This window comes from Allobosea sp. P2_A10 (assembly GCF_056405115.1).
In genome coordinates this window covers 780,416-799,504 of the sequence record NZ_JBFUCS010000001.1, presented here as the reverse complement: position 1 = coordinate 799,504, position 19,089 = coordinate 780,416, and the positions used below count along the sequence as shown (strand labels likewise).

Genomic DNA, 19,089 nt, shown 5'->3' with positions numbered 1-19,089 from the left:
TCTTCCTCCCCATTGATACACGCCCGTTTGGCCGGGCTTCTGGTAAATTCAATCGTCCGATCGAAAGCGCTTCAGGATCGCGGCATCCGGCTCGCACCCGAGACCCGGCCCCTGCGGAACCGGCACGCGACCGGCCTGCGCCGTCGTGAATTCCGGATACGGGCTGGCTTCGAGATCGGCGTAGAGCAGCTCGATCGGCGTGACCGTCGCCAGCGCCGCGGTCAGGTGCAGCGACGCGAGATAGCCCGGCCCGAACTGGGCGCAATGCGGCACCAGCCGCACGCCAAAGGCCTCGGCCAGCGCCACGACCTTCAAGGTCTCGCTCAGGCCGCCACAGCGCGTCACGCCCGGCTGCGCGACATCGACAGCGCCTTTCTCGAACATGTGGCGGAAGGCGACGACGCCGGCGACGTTCTCGCCCGCCGCGACCGTCATGCCCGTCGCCCGGACACGAGCCAGAGCGTCGTAATCCTCGGGCGGCCACACCGGCTCCTCGAGCCAGTGCAGCCGGTGCGGCTCGAGCGCGTGCGCCATCCGCACGGCCTCTTCGGCGCTCCATGGGCAGTTGGTGTCGAGCATGATCTCGACCTCCGGGCCTGCCGCGGCACGCGCGGCAGCGACCTCGGCCAGCCCGATCTCGTGCAGCTTGATCAGCCGGTGACCGCGACCTAGCGCTTGCGAGACCGCCTCGCCGACGAGACCCGGCGTGCCGTAGCGCAGCAGGCTGGCATAGGTTTCGAGCGTGTCGGTGCGTGCGCCGCCGATCAGCTGATGCAGCGGCAGCCCGGCCCGTTTGCCGGCAATATCCCAGAGCGCGATGTCGGCCGCCGAGATCGCGCACATGGCACCGCCATTGCGTCCGAACGGATGCAGCTTCCTCTGCAGTTCGAGAGTCAGGCCGGCGATGTCCGTCGGATCGCGGCCGATCAGGTTCGGCGCGACCAGCGTCTCGATCACGGTGCGGACGGCGGTGATCGCGGGATAGCCGAACGGCTCGCCCCAGCCGGTGATGCCCTCGTCCGTGTCGACGCGCAGGAACAGGATCGGCATCGTGTCCCAGGGCTTGCCGCCGAACATCATCGGTGGCCCGGCCTTCGTGAAAGGCAGGCGTATCAGAATCGTGGAGACCGCCGTGATCTTCACCGGCGCGGGCCGGCTCGGAAGGGCAGACACGGCGCGGCGGCCCTCATGGCGCGAGCCGATAGCGCGCGACCGCCTCGTCATTCCAGGCGAGTCCGACGCCGGGCGCAGCCGACGGCGTGACCATGCCGTCGACCACCGCGACCGGATCGCGCAGGATCGCGCCGGCCCAGTCCATGTATTCGAGCCAATGCGCCGTCGGGGTCGCCGCGAGGAGATGGGCGCTGACCTCCGGGAAGAGATGCGAGGACATCGCGATCTCGGCGCCCGCCGCGAGCCCGGCAGCGCGCATCCAGCCGGTGACGCCGCCGATGCGCTCGAGATCAGGCATGACGTAGTCGCTGCTCTTGGCCGCCAATGCCGTCGCCATCGCGGTCGGCCCGGAAAAGTTCTCGCCGATCTGGATCGGCGTCGTCAGCATCGCGGTCAGCCTTGCGTAGCCGGAATAATCGTCGTGCCGGATCGGCTCCTCGATCCAGTAGATACCTTCGAGATCCAGCGCCCGGCCGCGCTCCAGCGCATCGGCGAGGCTGAGCGCCTGATTGAAATCGACCATCAGCGCGACATCATCGGGCAGGCGCTTCCGCACCGCACGCACAGCGGCGAGATCGCCGGCGAGCGTCGGACGGCCGAGCCGCAGCTTCACTGCGGTGAAGCCGCCCTCCAGCAGTTCGATTGCCTCGTCGGCGCAGGCTTCCGGCGCCATCAGGCCAAGGCCATTGCTGTTATAAGCGCGGATTGGGGCAAGGGTCGCGCCGAGCATGGCGGCCAGCGGCAGGCCGGCGGCTTTTGCCAGAATATCCCAGAGCGCGACATCGAGCCCGGCGAGCGCCATCCGCACCACGCCCTGCACGCCGATCAGGCGGAAGCGTTTGTGCAGTTTGGTCGCGATCGCCTGCGGCGAAACCGGATCACCCTTGACGCTATCGAGCGCAGCGCCGAGCAGATGGGCAATGGCCGGGCCGGCCGCCGCGACATAGCAGAAGAGATAGGCGTGGCCGGTGATGCCCTGATCGGTCTCGATATCGATCAGCAGCAGCGGCGCGTGGCGCACGGTGTCGGCGCTGGTGCCGAGCGGGCGCGCCATCGGCACATTGACGGTGACCGCGCGAAATCCGGTGATGATCGGCACGGGAGCAGTCATTTCAGGCGGTCGTCCTGCCGTCCTGGTGCAAGGCCAGGATATCGACCACGGCCCGGTTGAGCGGCGTTGGGATGCCGAACCGCTCGCCCAGCTCGACGACGTTGCCGCTCAGATAGGGTAGTTCAAGCCGGTTGCCGCGATCGAGATCGCCATGCATCGACGAGGTCATCTGCGCCGGCAAAGTATCGCAGAAGGCGAGACGGTTCTCGGCGAAATCCTCCGGCAGCGCGATGCCGCTGGCGCGGCCGACGGCGACGACCTCGCGCATCAGCCCGAGCAGGAAGGCGCGGGTGCGCGGATTCTCGCGGATCGGACCGATCTGCGAGCGCATCGCCGTCGTTGCGCCCGAGAGCCCAGCGAGGAAGACGAATTTTTCCCAGGTCGAACGGCCGATATCGGGGCTGATCTGCGCGTCGATGCCGGCGGCAAGGCAGGCGTCGAGCAGGCCCTGGGTCCGGGCCGAGGCCGCCCCGCCGAACTCTCCGAAGACCAGCTTCTGCATGGCGCCGACATGGCGGATGACGCCAGGCCTCGCGATCGAGGCTGCGATGTAGCTGACGCCGCCGAGCACGGCCTGCGAACCGAGCGCGTCGCGCAGGATCGCGTCCTTGCGCACACCATTCTGGAACGAGACGGCCGCCGCACCCGCCTGCACGAGGGGCAGCACGGCGCGCGCCGAGTCTTCGGTGTCCCAGAGCTTGACGCCGATCACGACGAGATCGACCGGACCGAAGGCGAGCGGATCGTCGCTCGCCTGCACATTGGGAAGCTTGATCGCGCCTTGGTCGCTCTCGACCGTCAGGCCATGCTCGCGGAGCGCCGCGAGATGGGAACCGCGCGCGACGAAACGCACATCCGCGCCGGCCAGCGCCAGTTTGGCGCCGAAATAGCCGCCGATGCCGCCAGCTCCCATCATCGCTACGCGCATGCCAGAATCGCTCTCAAACCAGTTCTTGAATTATTATTCAATTACGATTCCTGAATATGCGCTCAAAAATAATCGGTCAAGCGCCTCGCCTACAGGCAGCAGCACAGCTATTTCAACGAAAACGAAACTCTGGAGCTACCGCGCCATGGCCCGCCCTAGGACATTCGACCCCGAGACTACGCTCGATCTCGCCGTCGAACGCTTTTGGGAAAAGGGCTATGACGGCCTGCCAATCCAGGAATTATGCCGTGCGATGGGTCTAAACCCCGGTAGCCTCTACGGCACCTATGGCGACAAGCGCTCGCTGTTTCTGGCGGCGTTCGACCGCTACGCCAGCACGGTCTCGAAGCAAGCGATCGAGCGTATCGTCGGCGCGCCCTCAGGCGCCGCCGGCATCCATGCTTATTTCGCGTATCTCGTTGACTCGATACTGGACGGCAGGCGCCGCTGGGGTTGTCTGGCGACCAATGCCGCCGTCGAACTGGCGGCGCGCGATCCCGAGATCGCCGCGAAGGTGCAGACTCATTTCGCGAGGTTGGAAGCCGCCTTCTCGTCAGCGCTAGTTCGCGCCGTCGAGGTCGGGGACGCGCCGGCGCAGGCCGCGAAGGCGGCACCGTTCCTCATATGCTTGGTCCAAGGCCTCAACGTCGTCGCCAAGACAAAGCCCTCGCGCGAGCGGCTTCAGGCGATCGTAGCACCGGCACTTAAATCGATCTCGCGGTCTGACTGACCACGCTCGGCTTCCGCCGAATGCCGGCTGAGTTCGACCCGCGCCGGTGGTGCGCAAGCCCGAGTTGCCGAGTAGCAGCGGTTTAATCTTGAAGCACGTTAGCATTCACAGGAGAGCGCCACTCGGCAGTCCAGACAGCGTCCAAGCGGCTGTGCCGACCTCCCGATGAACTGCGAATCCCGCGTCAGGTGTTGAGAACGATTTTTGCTGCGCCCACGCGCCCGCCATCGATGTCGGCAAAGGCGTGGCCGCCCTCGCTGAGAGAGCGCTGCTCGATCCAGCCGAGATCGCCGAGACGCCCCATGGCGAGGGCTTGGACTGCTTGGGCGAAGTCGGCGGGGGTATAGCAATAGACCCCGGCCAGCGTGATCTCCTGCAGGGTGATCTTTCGAACGTCGAGGCCGCCCTGGCCGGGGAGCAGACCGACATGGATGATCACGCCGCCGGGCCGCACCAGACGACAGGCGGCAGCGCGCGTCGCATCGGCGCCGACGGCATCGATGACGAGGTCGATGCTGTTGTCCGGCGGCTCGTCGCCCCCCGGCTGATAGACGGAAAACCCTTCCGCCAGGAGCGTCTCACGCCGAAGCGGATTGGTTTCGCCGAGCAGAAGATGGCGCGCGCCGAACAGGCGGGCGACGAGCCCGGCCGCCAGCCCGATGGCGCCCCCGCCGAGCACGACGACGCGGCAGGCCGAGAGAGGCTGATGCAGACGCTGCATCCCGACCCGTACCGCATGCCAGGAGACGGCGACGGGCTCGGCGAGCGCTGCATGGGCGACCGGCATCGTGTCGGGGATCGGCGTCAGATTGCGCAGCGGGATGCGGACCAGCTCCGCGAACGCGCCTGGTCGCGGCGGCATCGAGATGATCTGCCGCGTCGGAGAGAGATGCCAGCGACCCTCGATCGCATACGGACAGTCGGGATCGACCACGAGCGGGTTGATCGTCACGCGTTCTCCAGCGCGTGGCCCTGTCGCGATCCGCCCCGCCGCCTCATGGCCGAGGATCAGCGGCGGCGGGCGGCGGGCGTCGAAGCCGTGATAGGCGTGCATGTCGGAGCCGCAGATGCCGACGGCCTCAACCCGGACCAGGACCTCGTCGGCCTGCGGCACCGGGTCGGGCTCGTTGCGGAAGACGAGGCTGTTGGGGCCGATATAGACTAGGGCCTTCATGCGGCGGCGCTCTTCATTTCGCGGTGAAGCCGCCATCGACGGCAAGCGTCTGCCCGGTGACATAGGCCGAGGCTGGCGCGGCAAGGAAAACGGTGGCGCCAGCGAGATCGTCAAGTTCGCCGTTACGGCCGATGGCGGTCTGGTTCGCATTTTTGGCAGCGCGCGCGGGGTCAGCGAAGACCGCCGCCGTCAGCGGCGTCGGGAAGAAGCCCGGCGCGATGGCGTTGCAGGTGACGCCGTGTCGCGACCATTCTTCCGCGATCGCCCGCGTCAACTGCACGACGCCCCCCTTCGCCGCGCCATAGGGCGCGCTATCCGGAAAGGCCCTGTAGCTCTGCAGCGATGCGATGTTGACGATGCGGCCATAGCCGCGCTGCGCCATAGCCGGCGCAAAAGCCTGGGTCAGCAGGAAGGGCGCACGCAGATGCACCGCCATGTGCAGGTCGAAGCTCTCGGCCGTGACGTGGATGAAGGGCTGGCGCAGGTTCAGCCCGGCACCATTGACGAGAATGTCGATCGACCGCCCGAGCCGCCCGCAGGCTGCGGCGAGCTCCGTGCCGGCCTCGGATGAGGCAAGGTCCGCAGCTGTGAAATCGGTCTCGATCCCCTCTCCCATCAGCCCTTCTGCCGCCTCGCGCAGGGCATCCTCGCGCCGCGCGACGATGACGAGACGGGCGCCCGCCAACCCGAGCGCACGGGCCATGGCGAGGCCGATGCCGCTGTTGCCGCCGGTGACCAGCGCCGTCTTGCCAGTGAGGTCGAAGAGCGAGGCGAGCCTGAACATCGCTCAGACCTCGACTGGAGCGCCGAGATCGACATTCGAGCCCGGCGCGTACTTCGCCATGCGCGCGTCGCTGGTGCGGGCATGGGCCTCCATGCCCTCCAGCCGCGAGATGCGGGCCGAGACCGGCGCGACGCGCTGGCAGGCCTCGCGGTCCATGCGCTGCCATGTCAGGGGCTTCAGGAATTTGTGGACCGACAGCCCCGCCGAGTAGCGGGCCGCGAACTTCGTCGGGAGGATGTGGTTGGGACCCGAAACCTTGTCGCCGAACGCGACATTGGTTTCCTCGCCGAGGAAGAGCGAGCCGTAATTGCTGAGATTGGCATGCCACCAGTCGAGCTCGCTGCAATGCACCTCCAGATGCTCGCAGGCGTAGGCGTCGGATACCGCCACCATCTCCTCGCGCGTGTCGCAGAGCACGATCTCGCCATAGTCGCGCCAGGCGGCCCCGGCCGCATCGCGCGCGGTCGGCGGCAGGGTCGCGATCAGTTCCGGCATCAGCCGGGCAACCTCGTCGGCCATGCGGCGCGAGGAGGTGATCAGCCAGGCCGGGCTTTCATGGCCGTGCTCCGCCTGCCCGACGAGGTCGGTCGCGACGATCAGCGGATCGGCGCCGTCATCGGCGATGACGGCGACTTCCGAGGGGCCGGCGAAGACATCGATCCCGACCTTGCCGAACAGCATACGCTTGGCCTCGGCAACGAACTTGTTGCCGGGCCCGACGATGATGTCGGCCGGCTGGCCGGTGAACAGACCGAAGGTCATGGCGGCGATGGCCTGCACGCCGCCCAGGCACATGATGATGTCGGCTCCCGCCACCGTCATCGCGTACAGCACGTGGGGATGGATGCCCTGGCCGCGAAAGGGCGCCGAGCAGGCGACGACGGTTTTCACACCGGCGGCCTTGGCGGTGGCGACCGACATGTAGGCCGAGGCGATATGGGCGTAGCGGCCCGTCGGCACATAGCATCCGGCGGTGTTCACCGGCACGAGCTTCTGGCCGAGATGCAGGCCCGGCGATATCTCGATCGAGAAATCCCGGCACGAGTCGCGCTGCGCCTGCGCGAAGCGCCGGACTTGTCCCGCCGCGAAGCTGATGTCGTCCTTGACGCTTTGGGGGATGTCGCTGATGCGCGCGGCGATGGCCGCCTTGTCCAGCACGATGTCGCCGTCCCATTTGTCGAGCTTCCGGGCGTAATCGCGCACCGCCTGCTCGCCGCCGGCTTCGATCGCGGCCAGCATGGCCGTGACCACCTCGCGCGCCGCATCGGTTTCGGTCTCGGGCGTCTTGGTGGCGGTCTTCAGATGGGTGATGGCCATGGCGCTGTCCGCTTGCGGTCGAAAGGGAGTGGATGTGGCGGCGGCCCGGAGACCGCCGCTGCTCGTCATGTCGCGGTTTCAAGTCACTTCTTGTCGAACTCGGTCGCGAAGGCCTTGAGCTTGGGATCGGCCGCGACGCGCTTGAGGAAATCGTCGGTCAGGTAGCTCTTGGCATCCGGGTTCGCCGGGATCGTGCCGACATCGGTGATGAACTTGCCGATCTCGGAGAACCAGCCGTCGACGGTGGAAGCGCCGGAGGCGCGCGCCATCAGCTTCAGCTGCTCGTCGAGGCCAAAGGTCGGTCGCAGCGCGAACTCCTCATCCATCGCCTTGGGCGTCACCTCGAGACCTCCCTGCTTGTAGAAATCGAGCGCCAGCGTGCGCGCCTCGGCCGGGTTGGCCTTGGCCCAGGACCAGCCGCGCAGGAAGACGGCGAGGAACTTCGCGACGTCCTCTGGCTTCTCCTTAGCGAACTCGCCGCGCACGATCAGCGCGCCGGGCACGATGGCGTTCGCATCGGCCCCGGAGCAGAGATACTTCGCGTTGGCCCGCTCCTCGAGCGTGTAGGTGTTGGGCGCCCAGACGCCGGCGACATCGCCATTGTTGGAGGTGATCGCGGTGATGATCTGGGCCTGGCCGAGATTGACGAACTGCATGTCGCTCTGCGCCAGCCCGTACTTGGCCAGGCATTTGCGCGCGGCGAAATCCACCGTGGAGTTGGTGGTGAGCAGCAGCTTCTGGCCTTTCAGCAGCTTCGGATCGGCCTTGATCGCCTCGAACTTGTCGCCGCGGACCATCATCGCATTGGTCTTGGACTCGTCGTTGGTGATCCCGATCGTCAGGATGTTGAAGCGCACGGCTCCGAGCACGGCGGGAACCGAGCCGGTGCCGCCGACATCCCATGATTTGGCCGCCGAGGCCGCGATCTGCGGCGCGCCGGCCGGGAAGGTCGAGAAGTTCGGCGTCAGGCCGACATCCTTCCACCAGCCCTTCACCGTCGCGTAATGAAAAGGCAGCGCCCAGTAGAGCGACGGCTGGTAGCTGACCCCGATCGCTGTCTGGGCCTGCGTCGGCGAAACCGCGGCGCAGGTCAGCGCGGCGGCGATACCAAGTCCGGCAATGATGCGTTTCATCTTGGTTTTCTCCCTGTTGTCGTTAGCCCGATCTCAGCCTGTCGCGGCTCGCCCGGTTTCCCCTGTCCCCGCCCGAGCGGAGACGATGGTCTCGATGGCCTCGCGCAGGATCTCGGCGGCGAGGTCGCAATCCTCATCGGTCAGCGACAGGGGCGTGCGGATGTCGCAGAGCCCCGCCAGAATGGCGTGGGTCTGCTGCATCTGCCCCTGCTCGCCGGCATAGCGCCAATGGCGCGGTGCGCTGGTGAAGCCGCGCTGCCGGCCGGCACCGAACCATTTGATCGGCAGGCCACGGGCGGCGCAAAGATCGAGCACGGCGGCGATCTCGCCATCCGCGAAGCCGAGCAGCGAAAACTGAACGGATGTCGCCGAGTATCGCTCCTTGGGCGAGCGCGGCGGCAGGCGGACATGCTGCGAGTGTGCGATGGCGCTGCCGATCCGGTCGTGAATCGCGTTCCAGCGTGCGGCCCGGCGCGGCAGGTCCTGCAGTTGCGGCCGCAGCAGCGCGGCGGCGAGCGCCGTCATGCGCATGCTGAAGTTCGGCGTATCCTCTTCCCAGCCTGCGATGAGCTCGGGAGGCGGCGCGCTCAGATGCTGCCCGTGCAGCATGTAGCTGCCAGAATGGAGAATGGCGCGTGCGGCGCGATCGGCGTCGTCGAGGACCAGAAAGCCGCCTTCGCCGGCGTTCAGATGCTTGTAGGTCTGGGCGCTGAAGGCCGCTGCCGCACCAAAGGTTCCGATGGTACGGCCACCCCACATGGCGCAGAGCGCATGGGCGCAATCCTCGACGAGCAGCAGCCCCAGTTCCTCGCAGGCGGCCATTACGGCATCCATATCGGCGATGTGCCCGCGCATATGCGACAGCAGTAGGATTCGCGCGCCCGAAGCGCGGGCCTTGGTGCGCAGATCCTCGCAATCGATGACGTAATCCGCGCCGATCTCGACCAGAACGGGCCGGGCGCCGGCATGCAGGATGGCGCCGGGCACGGGCGCGAGCGTGAAGCCATTGAGCAGCACCGGTTCGCCCGGCTGCACATCCAGCACCTTCAGCGCCAGGCACAGGGCCGCCCCACCGGAATTGACTGCCACGCAGTAGCGTCGCCCGGTGAAAGCCGCGAACTCCTGCTCCAGCAGCGCGACATCATTCTGGTCCGCTCCCATCTCGCCATAGCGGAAGAGCCGGCCCGAGCGCATGAGTTCGACGGCGCGCGCGATGCCCGCCTCCGGAATCGGCTCCGGTTCGGTCAGGTCGCGCTGCAGGCGCGGGATCAGGGCGAGCTCAGACCCCATGGGCGCCCTTCTCCTCGCGCAGCGACTTCCAGATCTGGGTGCGCAGATGCACGAAGGATTCGAGGTCCATCACGTCCTCGATGCGCTCATGGCGGTCCCAGTTTTCGGCCTGGCGGATCGCCTTGATGTCGAGCACCTCCTTGATGCGACCGGGACGCCGCGTCATGATCGCGACGCGGTCGGCGAGATAGACCGCCTCCTCGACGGCGTGGGTGATGAACAGCACGGTGCGCGGATTGACCCGCGCCAGCCGCACCAACTCCTCCTGCATGACGACGCGGGTCTGCGCGTCGAGCGCCCCGAAAGGCTCGTCCATCAGCAGCACCTCGGGGTCGAGCACATAGGCGCGCGCGATCGCGACGCGCTGCTGCATGCCGCCCGAGAGCTGATGCGGAAAGGCGTCGGCATGGCTTTCGAGGTTCATCAGCTGGAGCGCGCCCGCGACCAGCCCGTCTCGCTCGCCCTTCGGCAGGTTCTTGTTGCGCAGGCCCAATTCGATGTTCTCGCGCACCGTCTTCCACGGAAACAGCGCGAATTGCTGGAAGACCACGGCGCGATCGGGCCCCGGCTCGGTGACAGCCTTGCCGTTGACGCTGACGATGCCGGCGCTGGGTGGCTCGAAGCCGGCGACCATGCGCAGGCAGGTGGTCTTGCCGCAGCCGGAAGGCCCGACGATCGCGACGAACTCTTTGTCGGCGATCTCCAGATTGATGTCGTCGAGCGCCTTAACGCCGGCCGATGCGGGCCCGAAGACCTTGTCGACCTTGTCGAAACGGATCGATCCCATCGTCTTCGTCCTCTTACGCCTGAAGGCCGCGGCGGCGGCGAAGCCAGGCCTCGCCCTGCCGCAACATCACGTCGATCGCCATGCCGACGAGACCGATCGCGACCATCCCGGCCATGACCGTCGGCGTCGCGACATTGGCCTGGGCCTGCACCATCATGAATCCGACGCCGGCCGCCGCCACGATCAGTTCCGCCCCGACCAGCGACTGCCAGCCGAGCCCCGCCGAGACCCGCAGGCCAGACACGATCGAGGGCGTCGCCGCCGGCAGCAGGATCTCCAGGATCATCCGCAGATGCCCGGTGCCGAGCATGCGCGCGGCTTCGATCAGCCTCGGCTCGACGAAGCGCGCGCCGCGATAGGCGTTGATCAGGCAGGGCGGAAAGGCGCCGGCGAAGATGATCAGGATCGGTCCGCCGATGCCGACGCCGAACCACAGCGCCGCGAACGGCACCCAGGCGATCGGCGCGATGAAACGCAGCCCATCGAAGAGCGGCGTGACGATATCGTCGAGCCAGCGGAACCAGCCCATCAGCAGGCCGAGCGGCACGCCGATGAAGGCGGCGAGCAGTACGCCATAGGCATAGCGCTGAAAGCTCGAGGCCAGATGCTGCGGAAGCGTTGCGCCCGCGAAGGGGTTGGTCAGTAGATGGACGAAGCGCGCCAGCACGTCGAGCGGAGAAGGCAGGAACTGGCGCGGCACGATGCCGAAGGCAGACAGCGCAGCCCATAGTCCGATGAAACCGACGAGGCCCAGGGCGCCCCAGGCCCATTTCTCGATCATGCGCAGAGGGAGCGGCTGCATCGGCTCAATCCCTCCCCGCCACGTTCCAGGCGAGCGCGCGGCGCTCCGCCAGGCTCAGAATGTAAGTCGTCGCCCAGCCGAGCACGCCGACCGTGACCATCCCGACCAGAATCATGCCCGGATAGATGTCCTGCTGGGCCACGTTCAGCACGAAGCCGATCCCTGCCAGGGCGCCGACCAGTTCGGCCGCGACCAGCGTGGTCCAGGCCGCCTGCAAGGACAGGCGCAAGCCGGTGAAGATCATCGGCGCGGCGGCCGGTGCGACCACCTCCGTGATCAGCCGCCAGCGCGGCGTGCCCAGCATCTGCGCGGCCTCGATGATCGGCCGGTCGATGTTGCGCACGCCGGCGAATGAATTGATCACCGATGGTACGAAAGCGGCAAACCAGATCACCATGATCTTGGCGCCATCGCCGAGACCGAGCCAGAGGATGGCGAGCGGGATCCAGGCCAGCGGCGGGATCGGCCGTATGATCAGGAAGATCGGATTGATCGCCGCCTCCGCCCGGCGGTCCCAGCCCATCCAGAGTCCGAGCGGCACGCCGGTGGCGATCGCGACAAGAAAGCCCATCACGACGAGCTTGACGCTCTGGAGAGCATGGGCCGCGAGCCCGGCGCCGGCATAGCCGCGCATGGCGACCTGATTCAGCGACAGCCAGAAATCCGCAGGCGAAGGGAAGCGGCCGGGCGAGACGAAGCCCGTCGCCGTGGTCAAGCCGAACCACAACAGCAGCACAGCCGCCACCGAGCCCAAGCCGGCCCATGCCCGTCGTCCAATCATGACGTTTCCCAACGCGCCCTTCTTATGAAAGCGCTTTCAAGAAACGTTCCAGATCGCCGAACGAATGTCAATCTTTCGTTAAAACCTTCCCCGACGCGCTGGAGCAGCTTGTTAGCCCAGGATTTCGCGGCTAGACGATATGAAAGAAATTTCATGGAGAGCGGTTTTGATCGGAGGGCGCGTCAAGCTGAGCGATGTCGCCAGGGACGCCGGCGTGTCGCCTGCAACCGTGTCACGGGCCATCGCCCAGCCCGACCTCCTATCGCCGGATACGCTCGCGCGGGTTCGGGCCAGCGCCCAGCGCTTGGGCTATCTCCCCGATGGCGCCGCGCGGGCGCTCGCGTCCGGCCGCTCCATGACCATCGGCGCCATCGTGCCCACGCTCGACAGCGCGATCTTCGCGCGTGCGCTGCAGGCGATGCAGGCGACACTGGCCCAGTCGGGTTATCTGCTGCTGGTCGCATCCCACGAGGGCAGCCCCGCCGCCGAGACGCAAGCCGTCCGCGCTTTGCTCGGACGCGGTGTGGACGGGCTGATGCTGGTCGGCGCGGAGCGGGCCCCGGAAACCACCGCTCTTCTGAAGACATCGGGCCTGCCTGTCGTGCTGACATGGTGCGCAGATGGGTATTTCACCGCCGTCACCATCGACAACGGTCTGGCAGGGCGCCTGGCGGCCGAGCATCTCATCCAACTCGGACACCGCCGGATCGGCATGATCGCCGGTCATCTCCAGTTCAATGATCGCCAGAGGGCGCGGCTTTCCGGCGCCAGGGCGGCGCTGGTGGAGGCGGGCCTGTCGCTCCCCGACTCCCTTGTCGTCGAACAAACGTTGACGCTGGCCGGCGGCAGGGCCGGCTGCGCGATGCTGCTCGACCTTGATGTTCCGCCAACGGCGCTCATCGGTGGCATCGACGTGTTCGCCATCGGCTGCCTCGAGGAGGCGCATGCGCGGGGCATGGCGGTGCCAGACGACCTCAGCGTGGTCGGGATCGACGGATTGGACATGTCGGCGCATGTCTCGCCGGGGCTGACCACCGTTCATGTGCCTACCGGTCGTATCGGCAATCTCGCGGCGCAGACCCTTATGGCCATGATCGCGCATCAGACGGTCGACAGGGAGAGAGTGCTACCCGTTGAGCTCGTGGTCCGCCGGTCCTCTCAGCGGCTTGCCGGACCACAGGTTCGGATGCCGCAGGCAACCGAATTTCACCGAAAGGGGATGTGAGTGCCGTAGCGTGAAGCGGACGCTCCCGATTTCGCATTTCGGAGCCGTCATTGGCTCAGGTGACGGCGCGACGGTGACTGCCGTGCCGTCTGGCTTTCAAAGATCGGTCTGCTCCGACAGGATCAAGGCGTCATCGACTTCGACGCCAAGGTATCGCACCGTACTTTCGAGCTTCAAATGGCCCAAGAGGAGCTGGCAGGCTCGCAGGTCGCCAGTGTGCTTTTAGACCAGCGTCACTTTTGTCCGCCGCAGGCTACGCGTCCCGGACAGCGCGGGATCCAGGTCAATGAGTGCGCCCCACTCGTCGAGCAATCGCCCATATTGTCTGGTGGTGACGTGATCGCCAGTGCGGCTGCGGCTTGAAAACAGCCTCTGCCTCTCAGCAACTGCAGAGCAGCGTTTCCAACATTGCTCTCAACCCGATGATGCCTCAGGCTACAAGCCTCAACCTCGCGGATACATCGGCGCGGATCCTGAAGCCCGAGACTAGCCGATTGAGGCGATCGATCTGTTGTTCTAGAGCATCGGCCGATGCGGCGCTCTCTTCCGAAAGCGCCGCGTTTTGCTGCGTCATCTCGTCCATATGGGCGACGACCTGCGCCATCTCGTCGATGCCATTCGCCTGCTCACCGCTTGCCGCCGAAATATCCGCGACGATACCCGCCAGGTTCTTGGCGGCGGTGACGATTTTCCCAAGGGTGTCGCCCGTCTGATGGACCAAGGCTACGCCCTGGGACACTTCCCCGCTCGATGACGCAATCAAGGCCTTGATGTCCTTCGCCGCCTCGCTCGATCGTTGAGCAAGAGCACGGACCTCTGAGGCGACGACCGCGAAACCTTTACCGGCATCTCCAGCGCGGGCTGCTTCAACGGCAGCGTTCAACGCCAGCAGGTTGGTCTGGAATGCGATCTCATCGATGACCGATGTGATGTCCGCGATACGCCGACTTGATTGCTCGATGCGCGCCATCGCGCTCACGGCCTCCGTGATAATGGTGCCGCCGTGTTCGGCGATCCCGGTCGCCTCATTCGCCACGGCGACACTGTGCCGCGACGAGGTGCTGCTCTGCTTCACTGACGCTGCAAGTTGTTCCGTAGTTGCGGCTGTCTCCTCGAGCGAGGCGGCCTGTTGCTCCGTGCGCTGCGAAAGGTTGGTTGCACCCATCGTGATCTCGCGTACTGACACGCTGACCTGGCCAGACGTCTCCTGGATGGTCGAAACCATTGCACTCAGATGATCGATCGTGCCGTTGATCGCCGTCTTGAGCTCGCCGAAGCGACCTTCGTAGGCACCCTCGACCCTGTGAGTGAGATCGCCTTGCGCAAGGGCGTCCATGACACTCGCGAACTCGCCAGTTGCCTGATCGACGGCCTCGTTGATCGCAGCTACGCCTTCAACGAGATTTGTCAGCTCCGGTGGCACATCACTGCTGCTGAGTTGGGCCCCAAAATCGCCTCGCCGCGCACGATCGACAGCGATGCCCACATCGGCCACGACTTTTGCGACCGCGTCGGCTCGTGCCAGGCGCTGCGCCGAAGTCAGCTTTTCCTGGGCTTCAAACGCACGCACCTGCTTCGCATTGTCTTGAAAAACGACAATTGCCGCAGCCATGGCGCCGATCTCGTCGGTGCGGCGCGCATGGGGAATGGCAATTTCGAGATCGCCTCCGGCCAGGGTCTTCATTGTGCGTGTCAGGTCTTCGATCGCTCGCACGCCGCGTCGTGTTACAATGGCAACTAGAGGCACGAGCAATAACATCAGCAGGAACGCCTTCAGCGCCAGGCTGGTTTCGAAAGCAGTGAGCTTGGAAAGAACCGGCTTGCGGTCGGTCAGCGTCAAAACAGTGAGTGGTTCGCCGCCGACGATGGGCAGCGAAAGCGCCGATGCTTGATAGGCAACGCCGTCTACATCCAAAATTGCCGTATCTGCGTCGCTGAAAGCGGCAGCTGGGATAGCGACGATCTCCTTCAAATTTGCGATCGTAGATGCGTTCACCTTGCCCTTGTAGAGCAGGACCGCTTCCGCTCCAGCGAGCCGCTTGATTTCTAAAGCGGTATCGGCCCGGAATCTCGAACCAATTTTCAATGTCCCAATGCGTTTGCCGCCGGCTACGATCGGCTCGACCGCATCCGTCGAGACTTCGCCCGATGTATGCGAAACGGTCAGGCCGACGCCGACCTGGCCGCCCAGGGCTTTGGCAACCAGGAACTCCTTGGATTTGTCGTCCCCGTAGGTTTTCGGGTTGTGCCCGCGCATCACGACAATGCCCGACCCGTCACTTACTTCCATGCTACCGACGATCGGATCGAGCTCATGAATCTTCTTGAACTGGCTGACCAGAGTTCCCTCGAGCCGACCTTTGTCGCCAGCGAGAAGCGCGCCGACCAAATCCGGATGCGCCGCATAGATTGCCGCGAATGTTTCCACTCGCGAAGCGAGCTTAGCAATCACGTCACCAGCTCGCGTTCTCGCCGCCAAAGCGGTCTGCTTGAGATCTTCCTCAGCGTCGGCTTTGAGCGCGAAGTGGGACATCGCGGTCATCGTCATTGCAAGCAAGACGCAGATACCTACAACCAGAAATATCGCTTTCGCGCTCAAAGATTTCATGACGAGCATCCTTGTCGATGCTTTCACCGCATCTCGGTCAAGGTGCGTCGAACATTGTGAATATTTGGTTCGTTTTGAACCTATAGGCCGATCGGCATAGTTCTGCGTTTTTGGTCTGCCAGAGCTCGTCAATCGTGGAATTTCGTCAGCGGATGAAGCGACAAATCCCACGACAGCACGCGTCAGGAGCGCGCTCAGGCCAAGTTTAGGGCAACGAAAGCAAAGTCAATGCCGGTCAGCAAGCGCACGTCGATGCGGTGCGCGGGGGCAACTGCGACCGAAGTGATAGCGAGCTGCGCGACGCAATCCCGGAGCCCAGCAGTAGACCCCAACGATTCCATAAGAGGGGTACGACCCGCGCTTGGCGTTTAGGAGGGAACTGAAAAATACCGAAGCGCAGACGGACAAGCTGCTGGAACGGATCATCGAATCCGACAGTCCTGCGGCGGCTCCGGCTTACGAGAAAAAGATCGTCCAGCTCGAAAGCCGGAAGCTGCTTTTGGCGGAAAAGATCGAACAGACCTGCCGTCCGCAACAAGCCTACGAGGATTTGTTCGAACTCGCCATGCGATTCCTCTCAAGTCCTTGGACTATCTGGAATTCCGGGCACTTCAAGCTTCGCCGTATGGTGCTGCGATTGGCGTTTGTCGAGCGTCTCGGCTAAAGCCGAGAAAACGGATTTTCGAACCCGAAAATCTCGTTACCTTTCAGCATCTTAAAGGAGATTAACATGCAGAAAAAGGTGGTGGCGCGCCCAGAACGATTCGAACGTCCGACCCTCAGATTCGTAGTCTGATGCTCTATCCAGCTGAGCTATGGGCGCGTACCGGGCCTCGCCTTGCGGGCGCTTTCGACCGATGGCGCGGAGATAGCGGCTCTTGCCGGGCTTGGCAACCCCGAAAGCAAGCGAAGGCCGCTCAATCCTCGCCGGACGCGACCCGGCGCAGCGGCTGCGCATCGGGCTCGCACGGCCTCAGGAATTTTGCCGGGCGGTTCTTGGGCAGCTTCTCGGCGATGCCATAGAGCTGCTCGCGCCGGTCGATCTCGCGCCAGACATCGTCGGGCGCGATGCCGATCTCGCTCCAGAGCACGACGAGGTTATAGATCAGATCGGCGCTCTCCAGGATGGTGCGGCCCCGGTCGCCCTGGACGGCTTCGAGTCCGACCTCGACCGCCTCCTCGGCGACTTTCTTGGCCATCTTCGGCATGCCTTCGCCGAGCAGCCTGGCTGTCCGCGAGAATGCCGGATCACGCGAGCGCGCCGCCAGAACCGCCGAGTGCAATCTGCTGACCGAATCAACCATGGCCGAGAGTCGCCCGGCGGCATGAGGGTTTCATGACAGTCGCGCGACGTTCAATGGCCGGCGTCAGGCGTCGGCGACGACGTCAGGCCTTGGCGTGTGGCTTGGCGAAGGGCGCAAACAGCGTCGCGACCTGCAGATAGACCTCGCGCTTGAACGGGATGATCAGTCCCGGCGTCTCATCCAGCCTAACCCAGCGCCAGGCGTCGAACTCCGCCTTGTGGCCGCTGGCTGGCGTTGCGATATCGATCTCGCTGTCGGGGCCGTCGAGCCTGAAGGCGAACCAGCGCTGCGCCTGGCCGCGCCAGCGACCTTTCCAGGCTTCGCGGCTGATATCGATGGGCAGGTCGTAGGCGAGCCAACCCGGTGCCTCGCCAAGCAGCGTGACCGAGGTGACATTGGTCTCCTCCTGCAATTCGCGCCGCGCAGCCTCCAGTGGCGTCTCGCCCTTGTCGATACCGCCCTGCGGCATCTGCCATTCGTGGCCGTCGGCGACATGCTCACGCAGGCTCCGGTTGGCGCGGCTGCCGACGAAGACGAGACCCTTCGCGTTGAACAGCGCCAGTCCGACGCAGGGGCGGTAACCCTCGGGTGCGGTGTCGATCATTTCAGCGAGCCGGTCGTCGACGGGTTGCGGAAGCCGCGCGCCGCGCTGACGGGGACGATCAGGATGCCTTTGGCTTCCAGCGTCTGGGCCCAGAGCGCGATACGTTCGATCGAGACGGGCAGGGCGCTGGCCGAGGCCACGACGATGCCCTGATCGCGCGCCAGCGCCTCCAGCCCTGCGAGTTCCTTGTCGATCGCGTCGGCGCGGGCGACGGAGTCGACGACGCGGTCGACCTTGAGGGCCGGGATCCGCGCGCGCGCGGCCGACGACGCCAGCAGGCTGCGCGAGGACGATCCGTCATCGACCACGAGAAGCCCGCGCCCGGCGATCTCGCGCAGGATGGGCGACAGCGCCGTCTCGTCGGCGGTGAAGCGGCCACCCAGGAAATTGACGACGCCGACATAGCCGGTGAAGCGGCCGAGAAGCCAGTTCAGCCGGTCGGGGTTCTCGAGCGACTTGGCGCCCGAGAGCAACGTGTGTGGGCCGGGGTCGTTGTCGGGATAGTCGAAGGGCTCCATCGGAACCTGCAGGAAGATCTCGTGGCCGTCGCCCCGAGCGCGCTGGACGGTACGCTCCAGTTCGGGACCATAGGGCGCGAAGGCGAGCGAGACCGGGCCGGGCAGTTTGGTGATGGCGTCGGCGGTGCCGGCCTGGCTGATGCCGAGGCCGCCGACCAGCAGCGCGATGCGGCCTGCCGGCTTCGTCGCGGGCGGGGGCCCGAGCGGGCGGGCATAGACCTGCGCCGCGGTCGCGCCGTCGGGGCCGATCTTCGGGAGCAGGCCGTTGCGGCTGCGTTCCGTCAGGCGGCTGTCGGGCGCAGGCGCGAGCCTGACCGGCGCCAGCGTGTCGGGGATGGTGATGACGATCGAGCCCGGTGCTTCCGAGCCCGGACGAACCACGGTGACGCCGGATTCGCTCTCGACCTGCCGTGCGGTCGATTGGGTCCGCGCCTCCTGCGACTGGGGCGCGGGCTGGGCGATGGTGGGTTGTGTCGAGGCGGCGCGTTTTTCGATGGTGGCGGTCGCCATCGGCTCGCCACCATCAGGATCGCGGCGAATCGCAACGAGGAGGAGGACGCTGGCCAGCGCCAGACCGACCACGCCCGACGAACCCAGCACGAACCAACGCGCCCAGGGCTTGCCCCGGGTTTCCGTGCGGTTCTGGCCGAGCGGCCTGTTCAGTTCGGTGAGCGGCGTTCCGGCCAAGGGCAGCCGTCCTCAGCTAGGAGACAAAGACTGACGCGATTCCCAATGTCGTCGCAGGAGCGTGTGTCGACTTCCCGGACATCAGAAACGCCGCGGACCCGAATCAATCGCGTCCGCGGTCATAGTCTTGTCG

General features: G+C 65.7%; 18 protein-coding genes, 1 tRNA gene and 1 pseudogene. 3 read left to right on the top strand and 17 right to left on the bottom strand.

The annotated features are described in order from the left end of the window. Positions 1-48: 48 nt before the first annotated feature. The 3 genes from AC1DZY_RS03905 to AC1DZY_RS03895 are packed head-to-tail and all read right to left on the bottom strand — an operon-like array spanning position 49 to position 3,212. Entirely contained in the window at positions 49-1,173 is a 1,125-nt protein-coding gene (locus AC1DZY_RS03905) for a mandelate racemase/muconate lactonizing enzyme family protein (protein WP_476818733.1), read from the bottom strand. Positions 1,174-1,186: 13 nt separating this feature from the next. Beyond that, the gene (locus AC1DZY_RS03900; protein ID WP_476818732.1) at positions 1,187-2,284 is read right to left on the bottom strand and encodes an enolase C-terminal domain-like protein; all 1,098 of its coding nucleotides are present in this window, start codon (positions 2,282-2,284) and stop codon (positions 1,187-1,189) included. Position 2,285: 1 nt separating this feature from the next. Further along, the gene (locus tag AC1DZY_RS03895) at positions 2,286-3,212 is read right to left on the bottom strand and encodes a ketopantoate reductase family protein (RefSeq protein WP_476818731.1); all 927 of its coding nucleotides are present in this window, start codon (positions 3,210-3,212) and stop codon (positions 2,286-2,288) included. Between AC1DZY_RS03895 and AC1DZY_RS03890 the strand changes: the two genes are divergently transcribed. Beyond that, positions 3,211-3,942: a TetR/AcrR family transcriptional regulator gene (locus tag AC1DZY_RS03890; protein WP_476818730.1), complete on the top strand. Its 732-nt coding sequence runs from the start codon at positions 3,211-3,213 to the stop codon at positions 3,940-3,942. The two genes, AC1DZY_RS03895 and AC1DZY_RS03890, sit on opposite strands and share 2 nt — an antisense overlap. A 184-nt stretch (positions 3,943-4,126) precedes the next feature. Here the strand turns inward: AC1DZY_RS03890 and AC1DZY_RS03885 are convergent, their stop codons facing one another. From AC1DZY_RS03885 to AC1DZY_RS03850, 8 genes are all read right to left on the bottom strand, one after another. After that, positions 4,127-5,116, bottom strand: a complete 990-nt coding sequence (locus AC1DZY_RS03885; RefSeq protein WP_476818729.1) for a zinc-dependent alcohol dehydrogenase — start codon at positions 5,114-5,116, stop codon at positions 4,127-4,129. Positions 5,117-5,129: 13 nt separating this feature from the next. Next, complete coding sequence (locus AC1DZY_RS03880) at positions 5,130-5,900, bottom strand: SDR family NAD(P)-dependent oxidoreductase (protein ID WP_476818728.1); 771 nt, start codon at positions 5,898-5,900, stop codon at positions 5,130-5,132. A 3-nt stretch (positions 5,901-5,903) separates the two neighbouring features. Next, positions 5,904-7,217: a sulfopropanediol 3-dehydrogenase gene (gene hpsN, locus AC1DZY_RS03875; RefSeq protein ID WP_476818727.1), complete on the bottom strand. Its 1,314-nt coding sequence runs from the start codon at positions 7,215-7,217 to the stop codon at positions 5,904-5,906. Positions 7,218-7,300: 83 nt separating this feature from the next. Then, the gene (locus AC1DZY_RS03870) at positions 7,301-8,350 is read right to left on the bottom strand and encodes an ABC transporter substrate-binding protein (RefSeq protein WP_476818726.1); all 1,050 of its coding nucleotides are present in this window, start codon (positions 8,348-8,350) and stop codon (positions 7,301-7,303) included. A gap of 33 nt (positions 8,351-8,383) precedes the next feature. After that, positions 8,384-9,640: a DegT/DnrJ/EryC1/StrS family aminotransferase gene (locus AC1DZY_RS03865; protein WP_476818725.1), complete on the bottom strand. Its 1,257-nt coding sequence runs from the start codon at positions 9,638-9,640 to the stop codon at positions 8,384-8,386. Continuing rightward, a complete protein-coding gene (locus AC1DZY_RS03860) occupies positions 9,630-10,427 on the bottom strand; it encodes an ABC transporter ATP-binding protein (protein ID WP_476818724.1) in 798 nt (265 codons plus the stop codon). The genes AC1DZY_RS03865 and AC1DZY_RS03860 overlap by 11 nt, the downstream gene beginning before the upstream one ends. A 13-nt stretch (positions 10,428-10,440) precedes the next feature. Next, on the bottom strand, positions 10,441-11,229 hold the full coding sequence (locus AC1DZY_RS03855; protein ID WP_476818723.1) for an ABC transporter permease: 789 nt from the start codon (positions 11,227-11,229) through the stop codon (positions 10,441-10,443). A gap of 4 nt (positions 11,230-11,233) precedes the next feature. Next, positions 11,234-12,010: an ABC transporter permease gene (locus AC1DZY_RS03850; protein ID WP_476818722.1), complete on the bottom strand. Its 777-nt coding sequence runs from the start codon at positions 12,008-12,010 to the stop codon at positions 11,234-11,236. A gap of 139 nt (positions 12,011-12,149) precedes the next feature. On the opposite strand from AC1DZY_RS03850, the gene AC1DZY_RS03845 reads away from it, so the two are divergent. Next, complete coding sequence (locus AC1DZY_RS03845) at positions 12,150-13,235, top strand: LacI family DNA-binding transcriptional regulator (protein ID WP_476818721.1); 1,086 nt, start codon at positions 12,150-12,152, stop codon at positions 13,233-13,235. Positions 13,236-13,331: 96 nt separating this feature from the next. Here the strand turns inward: AC1DZY_RS03845 and AC1DZY_RS03840 are convergent. Together AC1DZY_RS03840 and AC1DZY_RS03835 are read right to left on the bottom strand one after the other, a co-directional pair. Further along, positions 13,332-13,604: pseudogene (locus AC1DZY_RS03840) on the bottom strand (site-specific integrase); the annotation flags it as partial. 61 nt (positions 13,605-13,665) lie between these two features. Beyond that, positions 13,666-15,843, bottom strand: coding sequence for a methyl-accepting chemotaxis protein (locus tag AC1DZY_RS03835; protein ID WP_476818720.1), 2,178 nt, complete (start codon positions 15,841-15,843; stop codon positions 13,666-13,668). A gap of 361 nt (positions 15,844-16,204) precedes the next feature. On the opposite strand from AC1DZY_RS03835, the gene AC1DZY_RS03830 reads away from it, so the two are divergent. Continuing rightward, on the top strand, positions 16,205-16,507 hold the full coding sequence (locus tag AC1DZY_RS03830; protein ID WP_476818719.1) for a hypothetical protein: 303 nt from the start codon (positions 16,205-16,207) through the stop codon (positions 16,505-16,507). 82 nt (positions 16,508-16,589) lie between these two features. On the opposite strand, the gene AC1DZY_RS03825 is transcribed toward AC1DZY_RS03830, so the two are convergent. From AC1DZY_RS03825 to AC1DZY_RS03810, 4 genes are all read right to left on the bottom strand, one after another. Then, positions 16,590-16,666: transfer RNA gene (locus tag AC1DZY_RS03825), tRNA-Arg, on the bottom strand. 94 nt (positions 16,667-16,760) lie between these two features. Continuing rightward, complete coding sequence (hisE, locus tag AC1DZY_RS03820; RefSeq protein WP_476818718.1) at positions 16,761-17,147, bottom strand: phosphoribosyl-ATP diphosphatase; 387 nt, start codon at positions 17,145-17,147, stop codon at positions 16,761-16,763. Positions 17,148-17,229: 82 nt separating this feature from the next. Then, positions 17,230-17,751, bottom strand: coding sequence for an RNA pyrophosphohydrolase (locus AC1DZY_RS03815; RefSeq protein ID WP_476818717.1), 522 nt, complete (start codon positions 17,749-17,751; stop codon positions 17,230-17,232). Next, positions 17,748-18,956, bottom strand: a complete 1,209-nt coding sequence (locus tag AC1DZY_RS03810; RefSeq protein ID WP_476818716.1) for a divergent polysaccharide deacetylase family protein — start codon at positions 18,954-18,956, stop codon at positions 17,748-17,750. The genes AC1DZY_RS03815 and AC1DZY_RS03810 overlap by 4 nt, the downstream gene beginning before the upstream one ends. Positions 18,957-19,089 lie beyond the last annotated feature (133 nt).

Excerpts from the sequence above, each read along its gene's own strand:
- AC1DZY_RS03900 (WP_476818732.1), bottom strand. The coding sequence starts at position 2,284 with ATGACTGCTCCCGTGCCGATCATCACCGGATTTCGCGCGGTCACCGTC.
- AC1DZY_RS03890 (WP_476818730.1), top strand. The coding sequence starts at position 3,211 with ATGCCAGAATCGCTCTCAAACCAGTTCTTGAATTATTATTCAATTACG.
- AC1DZY_RS03895 (WP_476818731.1), bottom strand. The coding sequence starts at position 3,212 with ATGCGCGTAGCGATGATGGGAGCTGGCGGCATCGGCGGCTATTTCGGC.
- AC1DZY_RS03885 (WP_476818729.1), bottom strand. The coding sequence starts at position 5,116 with ATGAAGGCCCTAGTCTATATCGGCCCCAACAGCCTCGTCTTCCGCAAC.
- AC1DZY_RS03880 (WP_476818728.1), bottom strand. The coding sequence starts at position 5,900 with ATGTTCAGGCTCGCCTCGCTCTTCGACCTCACTGGCAAGACGGCGCTG.
- hpsN (WP_476818727.1), bottom strand. The coding sequence starts at position 7,217 with ATGGCCATCACCCATCTGAAGACCGCCACCAAGACGCCCGAGACCGAA.
- AC1DZY_RS03870 (WP_476818726.1), bottom strand. The coding sequence starts at position 8,350 with ATGAAACGCATCATTGCCGGACTTGGTATCGCCGCCGCGCTGACCTGC.
- AC1DZY_RS03865 (WP_476818725.1), bottom strand. The coding sequence starts at position 9,640 with ATGGGGTCTGAGCTCGCCCTGATCCCGCGCCTGCAGCGCGACCTGACC.
- AC1DZY_RS03860 (WP_476818724.1), bottom strand. The coding sequence starts at position 10,427 with ATGGGATCGATCCGTTTCGACAAGGTCGACAAGGTCTTCGGGCCCGCA.
- AC1DZY_RS03855 (WP_476818723.1), bottom strand. The coding sequence starts at position 11,229 with ATGCAGCCGCTCCCTCTGCGCATGATCGAGAAATGGGCCTGGGGCGCC.
- AC1DZY_RS03850 (WP_476818722.1), bottom strand. The coding sequence starts at position 12,010 with ATGATTGGACGACGGGCATGGGCCGGCTTGGGCTCGGTGGCGGCTGTG.
- AC1DZY_RS03845 (WP_476818721.1), top strand. The coding sequence starts at position 12,150 with ATGAAAGAAATTTCATGGAGAGCGGTTTTGATCGGAGGGCGCGTCAAG.
- AC1DZY_RS03835 (WP_476818720.1), bottom strand. The coding sequence starts at position 15,843 with ATGAAATCTTTGAGCGCGAAAGCGATATTTCTGGTTGTAGGTATCTGC.
- hisE (WP_476818718.1), bottom strand. The coding sequence starts at position 17,147 with ATGGTTGATTCGGTCAGCAGATTGCACTCGGCGGTTCTGGCGGCGCGC.
- AC1DZY_RS03815 (WP_476818717.1), bottom strand. The coding sequence starts at position 17,751 with ATGATCGACACCGCACCCGAGGGTTACCGCCCCTGCGTCGGACTGGCG.